Below are 16,802 nucleotides of genomic sequence, written 5' to 3'. Positions count from 1 at the left end.
GTGGTTCAGCGGGAAATGCGACTCAATACCGCTTTCAGATAACGCGTTTCCGGAATCGCCGGGTGCACAGGGTGATCAGCCCCCTGCATACCCTCCATCAACACCTGTGCGTTGCGATCGATATGGCGTGAGGCGGCGCGCACAATGTCGAGCATTTCCTCTCGCGGCATATGCATGGAGCAGGAGCCGGAAATCAGGTAGCCACCGTAGTTGAGCAGGCGCATGGCCAGTTCGTTGATGCGGCGATAGGCGAGGGTGCCTTCTTTCAGGTCTTTCTTGCGTTTGATAAAGGCAGGCGGGTCGACAATGATCACGTCAAAGCGCTCGCCATCGTCTTTGAGCTGACGCAGCGCGTCGAAGGCATCGCCCTGCAAGGTGTTCAGTTTGTCGCCGACGCCGTTCAGCGCGGCGTTTTCATGGACTTTGTCGAGGGCGAATTCCGAGGCATCGTTGCACCAGACTTCGCTGGCACCAAAGGCGGCGGCCTGCACCCCGAAACTGCCCACATAACTGAACACATCCAGCACGCGCTTGCCCGGCACCAGTTCGCGCAGCCAGGCGCGATTGGGGCGCTGATCGTAAAACCAGCCGGTTTTCTGGCCGGAGGCAAGCGGAGCCATAAACCGCACGCCATTTTCAATTAGCTCGACATCGTCGGGCGACTCGCCGTGAACGCATTCCACTATCTCTGGCAAGCCCTCCAGCTTGCGCACGCCGGCGTCGTTGCGCAGCAGTATGGATTTTGGTTGCAGTACTTTCTGCAGGGCTTCCAGCACCGGTTCGCGCAGCGCCTCCATACCGGCTGTATTGAATTGCACGGACAGGTGATCGCCAAAGCGGTCCACGACCAGCCCCGGCAGCAAGTCGCTTTCGCCGTAGATCAGCCGGTAGCAAGGATCTGGAAAGAGCTGTTCGCGAAGCTCGAGCGCCTGTTTGATGCGCTGTTTGATCTGTTTCTGGCCAAAGGCGGTGGTGCTGGTGTCGAGCAACCGGGCGCAGATCAGGGAGTTGGGGTTGACGTAAGCGGTCCCAAGCGCTTTGCCGTTGGCCGCTTCTACAATGACCTGCTGTCCGGCTTCGAAACTCTTGAGCGGGGTGGCCTTGGTGTCGACTTCATTGCTGTAAATCCACAGATGACCACCGCGCAGGCGGCGTTCTTCGTTTTTGTTCAGGCGGAGTGCTGGCAGGGTCATGGGGTATCACGGCAGGAAAATGTGGGCGCTATTATCCCGGTTGGCAGTCGGCTTTGCCAGCGAATGACAAGATTGCGCGCTGACGCTTGCCTTGGCCGGAGTGAACAGCGAGGATGGATGCTTCGTGGTAATCGATAAACCATAACCAAAAAGAGGGAATAATGATGGTTGAGCAAAGCCCAATTCTTGGCGCTGTCGTCGCGCTGGTAGCCTGGTCGTTGGTGATGTGGCTGTGGATGTACGCAACGCGTATTCCGGCCATTGCCAAGGCCAATCTGGAACTTGATCCGAACGCACCGAATGGTCAGCAGATGGCGCTGCTGCCGCCCAGAGTGCGCTGGAAGGCAGATAACTACAATCATCTGATGGAGCAGCCTACCCTGTTTTACGCCATTGCCATCACGCTGGCCGTGTTGGGTGCTGGCGATGGAGTTAATGCCACATTGGCCTGGGCCTATGTCGGTTTGCGTGTGCTGCACAGCCTGATACAGGTGCTGGTCAACAAAATCGAAGTTCGGTTTCTGGTATTCACCCTGTCGACCCTGCCGCTTATCGCCCTGACCTATAACGCGACAAAGCTGTTTCTTTAACGCTTATTTGGAGAAAACATGGGCTGGCTGACGCAAGGCTTTAACCCGACCTACCACGAAGACGCGCCGACACCGGCGGAGGTGGAAGGTTTAAGCGGGCTGGCCTTGCTCGAGTTCGGTGCACCCTGGTGCGGGCATTGCCAGGGCGCCGAGCCACTGGTTGAACAGGCGCTGTCAAAGAAGTCTCTGCCCCACGCCAGGATCTTCGACGGCAAGGGAAAGCGATTGGGAAGAGCCTACAAGGTAAAGCTGTGGCCGACGCTGATCCTGCTGCGCGACGGCGAGGAAGTGGCGAGAGTGGTGCGGCCTGCGTCTGTGGCTGAGGTTGAAATGCTGCTGGCCAATGGCTGAGCTATTTGCGGAAATCATTTTTGGGGTATTGCGATGAAAGTTGTAGTGATAGGCACTGGCTTTGGCGAAACCGTCGTGGCACCCGGGTACCAACGTCTGGGTTGTGAGGTGACGGTGGTATCGCCCCGCGACGACGAAGCGTTGCGAAAAGGCTGTCGTGCAGGCGTGGATCTGGTATCCGTGCATTCACCGCCCTTTATGCACCGGGAGCATGTACTGTTTGCGCTGGAGCAGGGCTGCGCCGTGTTGTGCGACAAACCGTTTGGCGTTTCGACTGGTGATGCGCGCGAGATGTATGACGCGGCACGGGAAAAAGGCACACCTAACTTTCTGAACTTTGAATTTCGTTGCCGAAGTTCCAACCTGAAAGTCAAAGAGCTGGTCGACAGCGGCGCTATCGGCCGCCTGCAGCACGGGAGCTGGCAGTCCTTTACGCCCTTATTGCGTGACAGACCCTACGGCTGGTTGTTCAACGCCTCACTCGGCGGCGGTTGGCTGGGCGCCTATGGCTCCCACCTGATCGACAATATTCTCTGGCTGAGCGACAGCCGGGTGATTCAGTGTGGTGGAGTGAGCTCGATCAGTCAGTCACAGCGCAAGGATCGCGACGGGCAGCTTCAAACCTGCACCGCAGAAGATGCGGTCAGTTTCCAGCTAACGCTGGAAAACGGTTTTACCGCGACGGTCGATATCAGCGCGGTAGCGCCGGTTTATCTCGCCCCCGTTACGGTCTTGATTGGCAGCGAAGGTGTTATCGAACTCTACAACGACGAAACGCTGGTGCTGAAAAAGCCGGATCAGGAAGCGGAAACCCTCACCATCAGTGGCGAGCAAAACCAGTTTATGGGCGCGCAAGCGGCGTGGCTTGCCAAGGTAAAAGATGCAGTGCAAAGCGGTGAGTCGCTAAGACCGTCCTTTGCCGACGGGCTAGCCACCGCCCGGATTCTGGAGCAACTCCGGCAGAGTTTTGGCTGACAGCGATCTGGCCGGATAGTGGGGCATAGGGGAGGCGGTGCAATGACCAGACACATTGGAATCTATATTTACCCAATGGCCGAGGTTTTGGATTTCTCCGGGCCCTTTGAAGTATTTAGTACCGCCTCGCGGGTTTGTCCTGACGATGATCCCTTTGCGGTCAGCCTCATCAGCCAGTCCGGTGGGCAGATTGTAGCCCGAGCGGGCTATCGGGTGGTGTCGGATTATGCGATGGACATCCACCCACCGCTGGATGTGCTGATCGTTGCTGGCGGCGTACACACCGACGAAATGACCAATACGCCAGTCATCGAGTGGATTGCGACTCAGGCTGGGCAGATATCAATCGTCGCTTCGGTCTGTACCGGTGCCTTTCTGCTGGCCCAGGCGGGCGTCTGTGCTGGCAAGCGTGTAACGACACACTGGGAAGATATTCCCGATTTCCGACAGCAATTTCCGCAAATACCAGTGCAGGAAAACGTGCGCTGGTTAGACGAAGGCACACTGATTACGTCGGCCGGGATTTCGGCGGGAATTGATATGAGCCTGCATCTGGTAGAGCGCCTGCACAGCCGCGCGCTGGCAGAAAAGACGGCACGGCAGATGGACTTTGACTGGCAAGGCTGACAGCCCGGGTTTACTAAAGTCCAAGCTGACTCAGGCCGGGGTGATCCTTCGGTCGCGGCCCGCTTGGCCAGTGAAACAATCGCTGATCGTTTTGGATGGGCAGGTCGTTAATGCTGGCGTGGCGAATCGTCATCAGCCCTGCTTCGTTAAACGACCAGTTCTCATTGCCATATGCCCTGAACCAGTTGCCGACATCATTACGCCATTCATAAGCAAAGCGCACGGCAATGTGACTGTCGCCAAAGGCCCACAACTCCTTGATAAGCCGGTATTCGAGCTCGCGCTGCCACTTGCGCTGCAGAAATGCGACAATCTCCGCCCTACCATTTAGGAATTCGGTGCGATTCCGCCACCGTGAATCAGCCGAATACGCAAGAGCAACCCGCTCGGGATCCCTGTTGTTCCACGCATCTTCCGCGCGTCGAACCTTGTCGACTGCGCTGTCATAATCAAATGGTGGCAGCGGCGGGCGGGTTGCATCAGCCATCGCGTTCTCCTTTAGGATAAGTTCGGCGCCAGTGCGCCGACGGTTTACCAGGATTTGTAGGGCAGAAATTTGCCGTTCAAGGTAAGCAGCACACGGTCCCCTTTCGGGTCTTCAATCTTGTCGACTTCCATGGAGAAATCGATTGCGCTCATAATGCCGTCGCCAAATTTTTCCTGAATAACTTCTTTCAGCGTCTCACCGTAAACACCCACGACCTCATAGAGACGGTAAATCAACGGGTCTGTCGGTACGGCCTGATCCCATATTTTGGTGGGGAAAGCCTCCAGTGCAGTGACAACCTCAGGGCCGAGACCGAGGTATTCGGCAATGGCCGCTGCTTTTTCCGGCGGTGCGCTATTCATCCCGAGGCAGGCAGACGTCACCCAGACCGGGGACATGCCCAGTGCCTTGCCGATCGTTTCCCAGCTGTCACCTTTAGCGAGTTTGGCGGCGACGATGGTTTCCGTCATGGTTACTTTATCCATAGTTTCTCCTTGGTTAGCGCGCAGCGCGCTCATAGCTAATAACACTACCCTCGCGTGATGCGGGTGTGTCTGGGGTTTTAGGTTCGGTGGGGTCAACGTTTCTGGTGCCGTCGTCGGGACGTTCGCCGGAGCGAGATACCAGGAAGTTAACCAGGTGGTTGCGGATTTTGTAGTAGTCCGGATGATCGATGATGGTGGCTCGATTGCGCGGCCGCGGCAGATTGATGCGCACCGACTCGGCAACGCGCGCACCGGGCCCATTGGTCATCAGCAGTATCCGGTCGGACAGCAAGATGGCCTCGTCCACATCATGGGTGATCATAAAAACTGTCTGGTGGGTTTCGCTCCAGATTTTGAGCAGCTCATCCTGGATGACACCGCGAGTGAGGGCGTCCAGCGCGCCAAATGGTTCATCCAGCAATAACAACTTCGGATTGGTGGCAAAGGCGCGGGCGATGCTCACCCGTTGCCGCATACCACCGGAAAGCTGCGACGGTTTTTTGTCCAGTGAGTGCGACAGCCCCACCAGTTCGAGGAATTTTCGGCTGTGGGCATTAACCTGCTCCTTGTTCCACTCAGGCCAGCGAGCGCGCACACCGAAGTTTACGTTTTGTAGTGTGGTAAGCCAGGGCATCAGACTGTAGTTTTGAAATACCACGCCCCGTTCCAGACTGGGGCCGGCCACTTCTTTGCCATCCATGATGACGCCGCCGCTGCTGGGGCTGTCGAGCCCCGCGAGCACATTGAGGATGGTGGATTTTCCGCAGCCACTGTGGCCAATAATGCAGACAAACTCCCCCTTATCGAGGCTGATGTTTACGTCGTCAAAGACGACAAGCTCTCCATCCTTGGCAGGAAATGCCTTGGATAGTTTTTCGACACTGATAAATCGTTGGTTCATGATTACTCCTCGTACTGCACCAAGCGTGCTACGGCGCCCAGCGCGACATCCAGCATCATGCCCACCACCCCAATCATGAGGATGGAAAAGATCACACTGTTAAGGTCCAGATTGTTCCACTCGTTCCACACGTAGTAGCCGATACCGGTGCCACCGACGAGCATTTCGGCAGCGACAATCACCAGCCAGGCGATGCCGATGGAAATGCGCATGCCGGTCAGAATAGTGGGTGCCGCGGCTGGCAGGATTACCTGAAAAGCGGTGCGCAAGGACCCGAGTTCGTGGGTCTGTGCAACGCGGATCCAGTCATTGCGCACGTTGGCTACACCAAAGGCGGTGTTGATCAGCATGGGCCAGATAGAGCAGATGAAAATCACAAAGACAGCGGACTTTTCCGAATCTTTGATGATGAACAGTGCAAGCGGCATCCATGCCAGCGGCGAGATCGGTCGTAGCACCTGTATGTAAGGGTTCAGCGCCTTGTAAAACATGGGTGACATGCCAATGACAAAGCCAAGAGGGATCGCGATAAGCGCTGCGCTTAAATAGCCCGCCATCACCCGGTATAGAGAGTACGCGAGTTGTATGCCTATACCCTTGTCATTGGGTCCTGCGTCATAGAAAGGGTCGCTCAGTTCGTTGATCGCGTGTGCAATGACCTGCGAGGGTGGCGGAACCCGGGCTTCGGATTCCGCGCCGCCCATCAGCAGCTCATACTCGGAGAGTTCCCCGGAGGCTTCCGGGGGCTGATTAAGTGCTTCCCACAGACCGAGCATGACTGTCAGCAGAATGACAGACAGCAGTGTGGCGCGCACGTTGATAGATAAAGGCATTAGGACCTCTTGATTGCAAAACTATTGATGTAGGCTTCCGGCTGGGTGTAGTCGAAAGTCTTGCCCATGATGTTGTAGTTTTCGTAGGTCTTGCTGGGCGGGGTATAGCCAAGACTCCTCATCACGTCGGCAGTTTCCGATGCCACGTAGACCTCTTCCGCGATCTTGTTGTAGTCGATATCGCCACTGATATAGCCCCAGCGTTTCATCTGGGTCAGTATCCACACTGCCATTGAATGCCAGGGGAAGGGATCAAAGTCGATTCGGTCAGGCACGTTGTGAACTTTGCGTTCCAGCCCGTCCACATAGCGCCCGGTGAGCACCTGCTTGACCACAACTTCGGGTTGGTTGAGGTAGTTCTTTGGCGAGATGGCTTTCGCTATTTCGTCGCGGTTTTCCGCTTTAGCCGAGTAGTGGGTGGCGTCTACGATGGATTTGAACAGCGCCGCGTAGGTGTTGGGCATTTCAGTTGCAAATTTTTTGCTGCAGGCAAAGGCGCAGCAGGGGTGGCCCTCCCAAATATCTTTGGTAAGCATGTGGAGAAAGCCGACTTTCTCGTAAACGGCGCGCTGGTTAAAGGGGTCGGGTGAGAGGTAACCGTCAAGGTTTTCCGCTCTTAGGTTGGCCACCATTTCCGGCGGTGGCACCACGCGAATCTGAATGTCCTTGTCCGGATCAATACCGTGTTCTGCCACGTAGTAACGGAGCAGAAAGTTGTGCATTGAATATTCAAAAGGAACACCAAACTTGAAGCCCTTCCACTGTTTGGGGTCACGTTTGTCCTTGTGCTTGTTGTGCAACACAATGGCCTGGCCATTGATGTTTTCCACTGCGGGCATCAGGTAGGGCTCGGCGGTGGAGCCAGCGCCCAGGCTCATCGCCAGTGGCATGGGGGTGAGCATGTGGGAGGCGTCGTATTCGCCGTTGAGGGATTTATCCCGAGCTACCGCCCAGCCGGCTGTTTTAATCACGTCTACGTCGAGGCCGTATTTGGCATAAAACCCCATAGGCTGGGCCATGATGATCGGAGTGGCGCACGTGATCGGGACAAAACCAACCTTGAGTTTGGTTTTTTCCAGTGGGCCGATGGAGTCCTTGACAGCTGCTTTTACTTTTTCCAGTGGCAGAATGGAGCCCAGTGCCGCTGCCAGTGTGCCCCCTCCGACAAGTTTGATGAATTGCCGGCGGCTGGCGTCGTTGTGGCCAAACATACCGCGGACAATCGCACTTTCCACCGCACGGTCCATTACATCTTCGGCGCTGTCAAACTGGCTCTGGCTGGCAGCGGGAGCAGGGCTTGTTTCCATTGCTTCGGCTTGTTTTTCCATCAGCCTGGTGCGCTCTTTGTCGCTGAGACCGGCCGGTGAGGCTAGGCTCGCGCTGCAGACATCGCAGCGACAATCCCGAGAGTGGTTTAACTTACTGTCGGCGCTGAATGGGTCGCCGAGGCTTTTGTAGGTCATCGTGTTGTCCTCTATATCGGTAGCGGGCTGTTTTGGGGCATGTGCTCCGTTGCAGTCCACGCGTACGTGCTTTCGGAAAAGGTGTGCATGCCTGTGGAGGACTAGAGCAACGTGCATGCCAGTGTTGCTGATGTGTCGGCGATAAAAATTTAACTAGCTGTTATAGAAAGAGAAAATAACGTTCGGTGCGGGGTTGGGCGGCATCGCAAAAGCGGCGGATGGGCTACGAAAAATCGTAATTAACGAGATTTCGTGGGAGTTGGCACGATTTTTCGTAGTGTTATGGCAGGTAGTGGAAAAGAGGTTGCTATGCCCTATAAACGAGCCGCGGTTGTGCCTGCTAATGACAGACACTTTAACTATGCCGCTTCTGCCCAGCTGGTGATAAACCCCTTTGTGGATCAGGTGGTAACCGCGAATCAGGAGGCCTGTCGGCTGTTTGGCTCCAGCCTGCAGGAGCTGTGTGAAAGTTGCGCGAGTGCTTTGTTTGCGCCGAGTTTCCCGACTTTGGTGGTGTTCACTCAGGAGGTTCTGGGCAATGGTCGCGCCTGGAGTGATCGCCTGCTGATACTGCATGGTGGCGATGAGGTTCGGGTAGAGGTTACAGCCCGTTGTGTAGCCGCAGGTGAGGAGCAGCATCTCTATCTTACCCTGCAACTTGCTGATCAATTACTGCGAGCGCGAGAGCGCTCGGATGCTGAGCGCCATTTCCTGTCGGGCATCGGCCACTGGAATCGTGTCAGCCAGGTTTTCCAGGAGTTTGAGCGTGAGAATCAACTGTTGCTTGATGCCGCCGGCGAAGGGATTTACGGGGTAGACGTCAATGGTATGACGACCTTTGTTAACCCGGCTGCGGAGCGGATTCTTGGCTATAGCGCCGAGGAGCTGGCCGGTCGCAACATGCACAGCATGGTGCACCACCGTCACGGTGATGGGGGGCATTATCCGGTGGATGAGTGCCCGATATTTGCGGTCTTAAAGGATGGGACGGTGCATACCGTAGATGACGATGTGTTCTGGTCAAAATCCGGAAAGCGAGTCGATGTGGAATACACAAGCACACCGGTTCGGGATAACGGGTTTATCGTCGGTGCCGTGGTGATTTTCCGCGATGTGTCGCAAAAGAAAGCCGACAAAAAGCAATTGCTGGCCGCTTTGACAGAGGTTGAGCAGCTCAAAAATCGGCTTGAAATGGAAAACGCCTATTTGCAGGAAGAGATTAGCTCCGAGTTCAATCATCATCAGATGATAGGGAAAAGCGCCGCGGTAAAACAAATCATGCAGAAAATCGAGCTGGTGGCTCCAACGGAAGCGACGGTGCTTATTAACGGAGAATCCGGCACGGGCAAGGAATTGATTGCCCGCGCGATTCACGACAATAGCGATCGCTCGCACCGTTCACTGATAAGGGTGAACTGTGCAGCGATTCCCGAGGAGTTGTTCGAAAGTGAGTTTTTCGGACATACGCGTGGTGCGTTTACAGGAGCAACGGCTGATCGCCCCGGGCGCTTTGAGCTGGCCGATGGCGGTACTCTGTTCCTTGATGAGGTGGGTGAAATCCCCTTGCGACTGCAGGGCAAGCTGTTGCGAGTGCTGCAGGAGCAACAGTTCGAGCGTGTTGGTGAATCGATAACGCGGCGGGTTGACGTGAGAATCGTCGCTGCCACGAATAGGGATCTTACACAGCGGGTAGCTGAGGGACAGTTTCGTGAGGATTTGTATTTCCGCCTGAATGTATTTCCGATTGAGTCGATGCCGCTGCGCAAGCGTCTGGACGATATTCCTCTGCTGACGCAGCATTTTTTAACACGTGCCAGCGCCAGAGCGAACAAGTCTGGCTTGAAAATACCCCTGAGCGAGATTGAAAAGCTGAAGCGTTATCACTGGCCGGGTAATATTCGCGAGCTGGAAAATGTGATTGAGCGTCAGGTGATATTGGCGCGCGGAGAAACACTGCGTTTCGATATGTCGAGCACGACGGCCGATTCAGCGGAGCCCTCGCTTGCACCCACAGAAAGTAGTGTGCTGACCGAGCAGGAGATGCGAGAACATGAACGGCGTAATCTGGTGGCAGCTCTTGAGGCCTGTCGTGGCCGTGTTTTTGGTCAGGACGGAGCGGCGGCTTTACTGGGGTTGCCAGCGACAACCTTGTCTTCGCGATTGAAGAAGTTCAAGTTGGATCCGCTGCTGTTTCGAGGGGCTGAAAGAGCGGGTTACAAATAAGGTGGCCAGCCACAGCAAAGGTGCACTGTGACTGGCCGGGGGGGAGAGGGTAGAGCTTTACTCAGGCCGCGACTTGGGCCGCGGCACAGAGCATTACCGTATCGCCGTCGAGTTTGACGCTGTAGGCGACGATGGACTGACTTTCATCTTCCATGCAGCGGCCGGTTGCCAGTGCGAAGTGCTGTTTATAGATCGGCGATGCCACAACCAGCTCGCCGTCCAGGCTGCCGACAATGCCGCGAGACAACACATTTGCACCACTGAAGGGGTCAAAGTTGTCGAGGGCGAAGACGTTATTGTCCACTTTAAATATGGCAATCTGTTTGCCGTCGACCAGTGCACACACACCGGCGTTGGGCGGAATGTCGTCGATGGAGCAAACGGCGGTCCAGTTCATGCTTTTGTCCTTTTCTGTATCAGTCATTATCAGGCCACGGCAATCAGGTCTTTGCCGAGTTCACGCTCTTCGTCGGTAGCCGGTCGGATTTGGCCGCGCTCCTGTACGAAGACCACGTTACTGTCGCCCTGGTCTGCGTTAACAAAGCTGCGGAACAGCTTGACCTTGTCTTCGTTTTCGATGGTGGTTTTCCACTCGCACTGGTAGGTGCCAATCACGTGGGCCATTTCGGCTTCCAGTTCTTCAGCAATTCCGAGTGAATCGTTGATGATTACGTTTTGCAGGTATTCCAGGCCGCCTTCCAAGTTGTCCATCCATACGCTGGTGCGCTGCAGGCGATCGGCGGTACGCACGTAGAACATCAGAAAGCGATCGATGTATTTGATCAGTGTTTCGGTATCAATATCCGAGGCGAACAGATCGGCGTGGCGAGGCTTCATGCCGCCGTTACCACACACATACAGGTTCCAGCCGTTCTCGGTTGCGATAATGCCGACGTCTTTACTTTGGGCTTCGGCGCACTCACGGGTACAGCCGGAGACCGCCATTTTTAGTTTATGGGGAGAACGAAGGCCTTTATAGCGGTTTTCGATATCGATGGCGGCGCCAACGCTGTCCTGAACACCATAGCGACACCAGGTTGAGCCAACACAGGATTTTACGGTACGCAGGGATTTGCCGTAGGCGTGGCCGGATTCAAAGCCGGCGTCCACCAGCTCTTTCCAGATCACGGGCAGTTGATCGACAGTGGCGCCGAACAGGTCAATACGCTGACCGCCTGTGATCTTGGTGTAGAGGTTGTACTTCTTGCCCACTTCGCCGAGCACGATTAGTTTATCCGGGGTAATTTCACCGCCAGCGACGCGCGGCACGATGGAGTAAGTGCCGTTTTTCTGCATATTGGCTAGCATGCGGTCGTTGGTGTCCTGCAGGCCAACGTGTTCGGCTTCCAGAATATAGTCATTCCAGCAGGTGGCCAGAATCGACGCTGCGGTCGGTTTGCAAATATCACAGCCTTTACCAGTGCCGTGTTTTTCCAGCAGTTCATCGAAGGATTTGATCTTGCCTACGCGCACCAGGTGGTAGATTTCCTGGCGGGTGTAGGGAAAGTGTTCGCACAGATCGGTGTTTACTTCCAGGCCGAGTTTGGCCAGCTCGGCGTTGAGCACCTGGCCTACTAGCGCGCTGCAACCACCGCAGCTTGTGGCTGCTTTGGTGCAGGCTTTCAGGTCGCCGAGGGTATGGGTGCCTTCGGCAACCGCAGCGCAAAGATCGCCTTTGGATACGTTGTTACAGGAGCAGATCTGGGCACTTTCTGGCAGGGCGTCAACCCCCAGGCCGGCAGCGGCTGCGCCGTCGAGCGAGGGCAGAATCATGGCCTCAGGGTGCTCGGGTAGCTCAATGCCGTTCAGTGCGTATTGCAGCAGGGTGCCGTAGTCGTCGGCGTCACCAATCAGCACGGCACCAAGGATCTTGGTGGCGTCTTCGTTAACCACCAGCTTTTTATAGACCTCGGTCTGCTCGTCGATAAAGGTGTAGCACTTGGCACCGGGGGTGTTGGCGTGGGCATCACCTATAGAGGCAACGTCTACACCCATCAGCTTGAGCTTGGTGCTCATATCGGCGCCGAGGAATTGTTTCTCCTCAATGCCGCCCAGTACATGGTCGGCAGCTACGCGAGCCATATCCCAGCCGGGTGCGATCAGGCCGAAGATGCGGCCGTTCCACAAGGCGCATTCGCCAATGGCATAAATAGAAGGGTCAGAAGTCTGGCAGTTGTTGTTGATGACAATACCGCCGCGCTCGCCAATTTCCAGTTCGCTTTGGCGGGCCAGCTCGTCTTGCGGGCGAATACCGGCCGAGAAAACGATCAGATCGGTTTCCAGTTCTTCGCCATCGGCAAAGCACATTTTATGGGTGGTGCTGTCACCATCGATAATCTGCTGGGTATTCTTGCCGGTGTGAACCGATACACCGAGGTCTTCAATCTTCTTGCGCAGCAGCTTGCCGCCGCCGTCATCTATCTGCACGGCCATCAAACGCGGCGCAAATTCTACAACGTGTGTTTTCAGGCCCAGATCGTGAAGGGCTTTGGCAGCTTCCAGGCCGAGCAGGCCACCGCCAACGACTGTACCAATTTTGCCGTTTTGGCTGGCTTCAGTAATCGCTTCCAGATCTTCAATTGTGCGATACACAAAGCAGTTGTCGCGATGGTGACCCGGCACCGGGGGAACGAAGGGATAAGACCCGGTGCCGAGCACGAGTATGTCGTACTCAGCGCTGGTGCCGCAGTCGGTGGTGACGACCTTGTTGGCACGATCAATGCTGGATACTTTTTTGCCGGTGTGAACCGTCATGTTCTGGCTTTCATAGAAGCCTTCGCCAACCATATTCAATGATTCGGCCTTGCGGGTCTCGAACCAGGCGGTTAAGTGAACGCGGTCATAGGCGGGCCGCGGCTCTTCGCCGAAGATAGTGATGTTGAATTGATCACCCTTGCCACTCTCGACAAGTGTTTCCAGAAACTGGTGGCTTACCGGTCCGTTGCCGACCACTACGAGACGCGTTGTTCCGCTCATGCTGCTTACCTTTGTTCAGTTCTCCCCGGTGGTGCGCGTTCCAGCACACCGTGTGTACAGGATTCTTAGCAATCCATGTGCCAATCGGTGGCGCCTGTCGCAACCCTATGAATTTTATAGGTTTTGTTGCGAGACGCAGGGTGTGCACCAAAGCGGTGAGCTGTCGGGGGTGGGTGCGGGCACCAAAAAGATGCACTCGGATAGTGCGCCGCCACTTGCTTGTGCGTGTGAGTTGCTAGAGCAGGGCTTACGGATTGCCATGCGTTCTGGGGCGAGGGTTGTATTTGCTGGAAAAAGGTATACCAGTCATAGGGTTGTCATTTTTTGCTGATGATTGGCACAGGCTTTGCTCAAGGCTTTTCAGAATTTTTAAATCTGTATGGAGTCTCTAATGTCTGGCGGTAATCTCAACCTCCTGGATGTAAAGCAGTCGAACATCCGGCTGCTGCATCTTTCCTGGTTTGCCTTTTTTCTAACATTCATGGTGTGGTTTAACCACGCGCCTATGTTGGCTTCTATTAAAGAAGCTTTCGACCTGACCAGTCAGCAGGTCAAGGCACTCATGATTCTAAACGTAGCGCTTACCATTCCGGCGCGGATCATAATTGGCATGTTGGTGGATCGCTTTGGCCCGCGGATTATCTACACCGTTTTGTTGATAATTGGCGGCGGGCTTTGTTTGGGCTTTGCGTTCGCCGATAGCTACGAAACAATCGCATTAATGCGATTTTTGATGGGATTTATTGGCGCTGGTTTCGTTATCGGTATTCGCCTGGTGAGTGAATGGTTTCCGGCGCGACAGGTCGGTTTGGCCGAAGGTGTTTACGGCGGTTGGGGTAACTTTGGTAGCGCAGCCTCTGCGATGATCCTGCCGACATTGGCCTTGATGTACGGTGGTGAAGACGGTTGGCGTTATGCGATTGCTACCACTGGTGTGATGGCAATTGTCTATGGCCTGTTCTTCTATACTCGCGCGCGCAATACGCCGAAGGGTTCAACATACTTCAAACCCAAGAAAAATGGTGGTCTGGAAGTAACCAGCAAGCGTGATTTGTACTTTTACATTGCAATGTGTCTGCCCATGTATGCGGCGCTGGCAACGCTGACCTGGAAGTTGTCACCGGCTAACCTTGGTCTGCTTACTCAAGGTGCAACATACGCTACTTATGCGATCTTGGCTGTGGTTGGGGTAGTACAGATCAGTCAGATTCTACGCGTAAACAGCCATTTGTTTACCAATGAAGAAATTCCCGAGTTCAAACGCTATAAGTTCAAGCAGGTTGCAATTCTGAACGTATCCTACTTTGTGACTTTTGGTTCAGAGCTGGCGGTAGTCTCTATGTTGCCGCTGTTTTTTATGGAAACCTTCGAGCTGAGCGCGGTTAAAGCCGGTTTGCTTGCATCGGGCTTTGCCTTTATGAACCTCGTGGCGCGTCCCACAGGCGGTTTTTTCTCGGATAAGTTCGGGCGCCGTAAATCACTTACGATTCTGATCGCAGGTCTGGCTGTTGGATATATGATTTTGAGTCAGATCACGTCGGGCTGGCCCATTTTACTGGCGGTAGTCGCTACGATGATGTGCTCATTCTTTGTTCAGGCGGGCGAAGGTGCAGTGTTTGCTATTGTTCCCCTGGTTAAGCGAAGCATGACTGGGCAAATTGCAGGCATGACAGGTGCTTATGGTAATGTGGGTGCCGTTATTTACCTGACCGCGTTGTCATTTGTTGATGCGTCTTCCTTCTTTATGCTGATCGCGGCATCTGCGGCCTTTGTGTTTATTGCGGTACAGTTCCTCGATGAACCCCGTGGTCACATGGCGGAGGTTAACGACGATGGTTCGGTTGCACTGATTGAGGTGACCTGAGCTTGACTATGAGGCTTCCTCAAAAAGGAAGCGCTCGCTTAAGCCGGTTGCTAGCGTAACCGGCTTTTTGTGTTTCTCTGACGGGAGTGAACATGCATTTGGACGGAACACTTAAGTTCAGCCTCGGGCAGGCAACTTTTGCCGGTGTCAAAAGCGACAACGAAGACAGTATCGGTATACGCATTCCCGAAGGCCACTTGCTCACCACCAAAGGTGCGGTGGCAATCATCGCCGATGGCGTTTCTGCGGCGGAAGCCGGCAAGGAAGCCAGCGATACTTGTGTGACGTCGTTTCTGTCAGACTATTTTTCGACTCCGGAAGCCTGGACGGTCAAGAAATCGACCCAGCAGGTACTTAATGCTCTCAATCGCTGGCTTTATGGTCAGGGTCAGCGTTTTCTTCAGGCTGAGAAGGGCTATGTCTGCACGCTCAGTCTGGTCATCTTCAAAAGCCGCACCGCCCATGTATTTCATGTCGGCGATACGCGGGTCTACCGCTACCGCCACGGCGAGTTGGAACAGATTACACGCGACCATGCAACGCGGATTAACAAGGACCAGTCCTACCTGACCCGCGCTATGGGTTTGGATATGTGGCTCGACGTGGATTACCGCACGGTGGATCTGGAGGAGGGCGACGTTTTTCTGCTGACCTCTGATGGTGTCCATGATTTTCTCACCCGCGCTGAGTTGCGTGATCGCCTCGGCCACTTGAGCGACGACTTTGAGGAGGACTGCAATGGCATGATTGCCAGTGCGCTGGAGCATGGCAGTCATGACAACCTCAGTGCTCAGCTGGTCCGCATTGATCGTTTGCCCAGTGAAGAGGCAGATGACGCCTTTCGCAAACTGACGGAGTTGCCGTTCCCGCCTGCCTTGAATGTGGGCATGACGGTCGATGGCTACCGCATTGAAAAAGAGCTGCACGCCAGCTCGCGGAGCCAGCTGTATCTGGTTCGTGATGCCCGCAGTAATGACCCAACGCCTTACGTGATGAAAACGCCCTCGGTCAACTTTGTCGAAGACGCGGCTTATCTAGAGCGTTTTATTATGGAGGCGTGGATCGGCCGCCGAATAGACTCGCCCCATGTGGTCAGGGTGCTGGACGAAGAGCGCGAGCGCAGCTGTCTCTACTACCTAGCGGAATATATTGAAGGGGAAACACTCGAGCAGTGGGTTAAACGCCATCCGAAACCGAATATTCACGTGGTCATGGATATTGCCGAGCAGCTGGTCAAGGGTGTGCGGGCTTTTCACCGTCGTGACACGAGGCATCAGGATATTCGGCCTGCAAACATCATGATTGATGAGCAGAATCATGTAACGCTGGTGGATTTTGGCTCCTGCTTTGTGGGTGGCGTGGCAGAGATTGCGACGACCATAGAGCGCGACGCGGTTTTGGGTACGGCCCAGTACTCGGCTCCGGAGCAGATATTGCAGCGTCCAGTCACTGCCGCGGCAGACCAGTTTTCCCTGGCGGTAGTCGTCTATGAAATGCTTACCGGCAGGCTGCCGTATGAGGGAAAGCTGGAACACTGCACCAGCATTGCCGCGTATTCCCGGCTGAGTTATGTGCCGGCCTACCACTACAACCCTCTGGTGCCTACCTGGATGGACGCCGCCCTTCGCAAGGCGCTCAGTATCAGTCCCGAGTTGCGTTATCAGGATGTATCGGAACTATTGCACGATTTACAGAATCCGAACCGCGAGTTTGTGCAGAAGGCCAGTCGTCCCCTGGCACAGCGCAATCCGCTGCGCTTCTGGCAGATTGTCGCTGCCCTGCTTTTTGTCACGCAGATCATAACATTGGGCGTCTTACTCTGAGCCTGCCGGCC

General features: G+C 55.1%; 15 protein-coding genes. 7 read left to right on the top strand and 8 right to left on the bottom strand.

The window, feature by feature from the left end; translation table 11 throughout:
- Positions 1–5: 5 nt before the first annotated feature.
- Entirely contained in the window at positions 6–1,193 is a 1,188-nt protein-coding gene (locus ABY734_RS13205) for a class I SAM-dependent rRNA methyltransferase (protein ID WP_372779750.1), read from the bottom strand.
- A gap of 164 nt (positions 1,194–1,357) precedes the next feature.
- Between ABY734_RS13205 and ABY734_RS13200 the strand changes: the two genes are divergently transcribed.
- The 4 genes from ABY734_RS13200 to ABY734_RS13185 are packed head-to-tail and all read left to right on the top strand — an operon-like array spanning position 1,358 to position 3,736.
- Positions 1,358–1,783, top strand: a complete 426-nt coding sequence (locus ABY734_RS13200; RefSeq protein WP_372779805.1) for an MAPEG family protein — start codon at positions 1,358–1,360, stop codon at positions 1,781–1,783.
- Positions 1,784–1,801: 18 nt separating this feature from the next.
- Positions 1,802–2,134 (top strand): thioredoxin family protein, encoded by a 333-nt coding sequence (locus tag ABY734_RS13195; RefSeq protein WP_372779749.1) that lies wholly within the window; start codon positions 1,802–1,804, stop codon positions 2,132–2,134.
- Between the two features lie 33 nt (positions 2,135–2,167).
- Complete coding sequence (locus tag ABY734_RS13190) at positions 2,168–3,109, top strand: Gfo/Idh/MocA family protein (protein WP_372779748.1); 942 nt, start codon at positions 2,168–2,170, stop codon at positions 3,107–3,109.
- Between the two features lie 42 nt (positions 3,110–3,151).
- On the top strand, positions 3,152–3,736 hold the full coding sequence (locus ABY734_RS13185) for a DJ-1/PfpI family protein (protein ID WP_372779747.1): 585 nt from the start codon (positions 3,152–3,154) through the stop codon (positions 3,734–3,736).
- Between the two features lie 13 nt (positions 3,737–3,749).
- Here the strand turns inward: ABY734_RS13185 and ABY734_RS13180 are convergent, their stop codons facing one another.
- The 5 genes from ABY734_RS13180 to ABY734_RS13160 are packed head-to-tail and all read right to left on the bottom strand — an operon-like array spanning position 3,750 to position 7,770.
- The gene (locus ABY734_RS13180; RefSeq protein WP_372779746.1) at positions 3,750–4,223 is read right to left on the bottom strand and encodes a DUF1348 family protein; all 474 of its coding nucleotides are present in this window, start codon (positions 4,221–4,223) and stop codon (positions 3,750–3,752) included.
- A 44-nt stretch (positions 4,224–4,267) separates the two neighbouring features.
- Positions 4,268–4,708, bottom strand: a complete 441-nt coding sequence (cynS, locus tag ABY734_RS13175) for a cyanase (protein ID WP_372779745.1) — start codon at positions 4,706–4,708, stop codon at positions 4,268–4,270.
- 13 nt (positions 4,709–4,721) lie between these two features.
- A complete protein-coding gene (locus tag ABY734_RS13170; RefSeq protein ID WP_372779744.1) occupies positions 4,722–5,609 on the bottom strand; it encodes an ABC transporter ATP-binding protein in 888 nt (295 codons plus the stop codon).
- Positions 5,610–5,611: 2 nt separating this feature from the next.
- Entirely contained in the window at positions 5,612–6,442 is an 831-nt protein-coding gene (gene ntrB / locus ABY734_RS13165; protein WP_372779743.1) for a nitrate ABC transporter permease, read from the bottom strand.
- On the bottom strand, positions 6,442–7,770 hold the full coding sequence (locus ABY734_RS13160; RefSeq protein ID WP_372779804.1) for a CmpA/NrtA family ABC transporter substrate-binding protein: 1,329 nt from the start codon (positions 7,768–7,770) through the stop codon (positions 6,442–6,444). Before ABY734_RS13160 ends, ntrB begins: the two co-directional genes overlap by 1 nt.
- Positions 7,771–8,214: 444 nt before the next feature.
- Here ABY734_RS13160 and ABY734_RS13155 point away from each other — a divergent pair, with 444 nt between their 5' ends.
- Positions 8,215–10,128, top strand: a complete 1,914-nt coding sequence (locus ABY734_RS13155) for a sigma 54-interacting transcriptional regulator (RefSeq protein WP_372779742.1) — start codon at positions 8,215–8,217, stop codon at positions 10,126–10,128.
- Positions 10,129–10,189: 61 nt separating this feature from the next.
- Here the strand turns inward: ABY734_RS13155 and nirD are convergent, their stop codons facing one another.
- Positions 10,190–10,525, bottom strand: a complete 336-nt coding sequence (gene nirD, locus ABY734_RS13150; RefSeq protein ID WP_372764428.1) for a nitrite reductase small subunit NirD — start codon at positions 10,523–10,525, stop codon at positions 10,190–10,192.
- A 29-nt stretch (positions 10,526–10,554) separates the two neighbouring features.
- Complete coding sequence (gene nirB / locus ABY734_RS13145) at positions 10,555–13,104, bottom strand: nitrite reductase large subunit NirB (protein ID WP_372779740.1); 2,550 nt, start codon at positions 13,102–13,104, stop codon at positions 10,555–10,557.
- 391 nt (positions 13,105–13,495) lie between these two features.
- Between nirB and ABY734_RS13140 the strand changes: the two genes are divergently transcribed.
- Together ABY734_RS13140 and ABY734_RS13135 are read left to right on the top strand one after the other, a co-directional pair.
- A complete protein-coding gene (locus ABY734_RS13140) occupies positions 13,496–14,968 on the top strand; it encodes a NarK family nitrate/nitrite MFS transporter (protein WP_372779739.1) in 1,473 nt (490 codons plus the stop codon).
- A 92-nt stretch (positions 14,969–15,060) separates the two neighbouring features.
- Positions 15,061–16,791, top strand: a complete 1,731-nt coding sequence (locus ABY734_RS13135) for a protein kinase (protein WP_372779738.1) — start codon at positions 15,061–15,063, stop codon at positions 16,789–16,791.
- Positions 16,792–16,802 lie beyond the last annotated feature (11 nt).

It is taken from the genome of Litorivivens sp. (assembly GCF_041624475.1).
Taxonomy (GTDB): domain Bacteria; phylum Pseudomonadota; class Gammaproteobacteria; order Pseudomonadales; family Spongiibacteraceae; genus Litorivivens.
The sequence above is the reverse complement of the archived record's forward strand: the minus strand, read 5'-3'. Positions and strand labels throughout refer to the sequence as shown.

What these genes read in the sequence shown, in the direction of transcription:
- ABY734_RS13205 (WP_372779750.1), bottom strand. Translation starts at nt 1,193, where the DNA reads ATGACCCTGCCAGCACTCCGCCTGAACAAAAACGAAGAACGCCGCCTG.
- ABY734_RS13200 (WP_372779805.1), top strand. Translation starts at nt 1,358, where the DNA reads ATGGTTGAGCAAAGCCCAATTCTTGGCGCTGTCGTCGCGCTGGTAGCC.
- ABY734_RS13195 (WP_372779749.1), top strand. Translation starts at nt 1,802, where the DNA reads ATGGGCTGGCTGACGCAAGGCTTTAACCCGACCTACCACGAAGACGCG.
- ABY734_RS13190 (WP_372779748.1), top strand. Translation starts at nt 2,168, where the DNA reads ATGAAAGTTGTAGTGATAGGCACTGGCTTTGGCGAAACCGTCGTGGCA.
- ABY734_RS13185 (WP_372779747.1), top strand. Translation starts at nt 3,152, where the DNA reads ATGACCAGACACATTGGAATCTATATTTACCCAATGGCCGAGGTTTTG.
- ABY734_RS13180 (WP_372779746.1), bottom strand. Translation starts at nt 4,223, where the DNA reads ATGGCTGATGCAACCCGCCCGCCGCTGCCACCATTTGATTATGACAGC.
- cynS (WP_372779745.1), bottom strand. Translation starts at nt 4,708, where the DNA reads ATGGATAAAGTAACCATGACGGAAACCATCGTCGCCGCCAAACTCGCT.
- ABY734_RS13170 (WP_372779744.1), bottom strand. Translation starts at nt 5,609, where the DNA reads ATGAACCAACGATTTATCAGTGTCGAAAAACTATCCAAGGCATTTCCT.
- ntrB (WP_372779743.1), bottom strand. Translation starts at nt 6,442, where the DNA reads ATGCCTTTATCTATCAACGTGCGCGCCACACTGCTGTCTGTCATTCTG.
- ABY734_RS13160 (WP_372779804.1), bottom strand. Translation starts at nt 7,770, where the DNA reads ATGGAAAAACAAGCCGAAGCAATGGAAACAAGCCCTGCTCCCGCTGCC.
- ABY734_RS13155 (WP_372779742.1), top strand. Translation starts at nt 8,215, where the DNA reads ATGCCCTATAAACGAGCCGCGGTTGTGCCTGCTAATGACAGACACTTT.
- nirD (WP_372764428.1), bottom strand. Translation starts at nt 10,525, where the DNA reads ATGAACTGGACCGCCGTTTGCTCCATCGACGACATTCCGCCCAACGCC.
- nirB (WP_372779740.1), bottom strand. Translation starts at nt 13,104, where the DNA reads ATGAGCGGAACAACGCGTCTCGTAGTGGTCGGCAACGGACCGGTAAGC.
- ABY734_RS13140 (WP_372779739.1), top strand. Translation starts at nt 13,496, where the DNA reads ATGTCTGGCGGTAATCTCAACCTCCTGGATGTAAAGCAGTCGAACATC.
- ABY734_RS13135 (WP_372779738.1), top strand. Translation starts at nt 15,061, where the DNA reads ATGCATTTGGACGGAACACTTAAGTTCAGCCTCGGGCAGGCAACTTTT.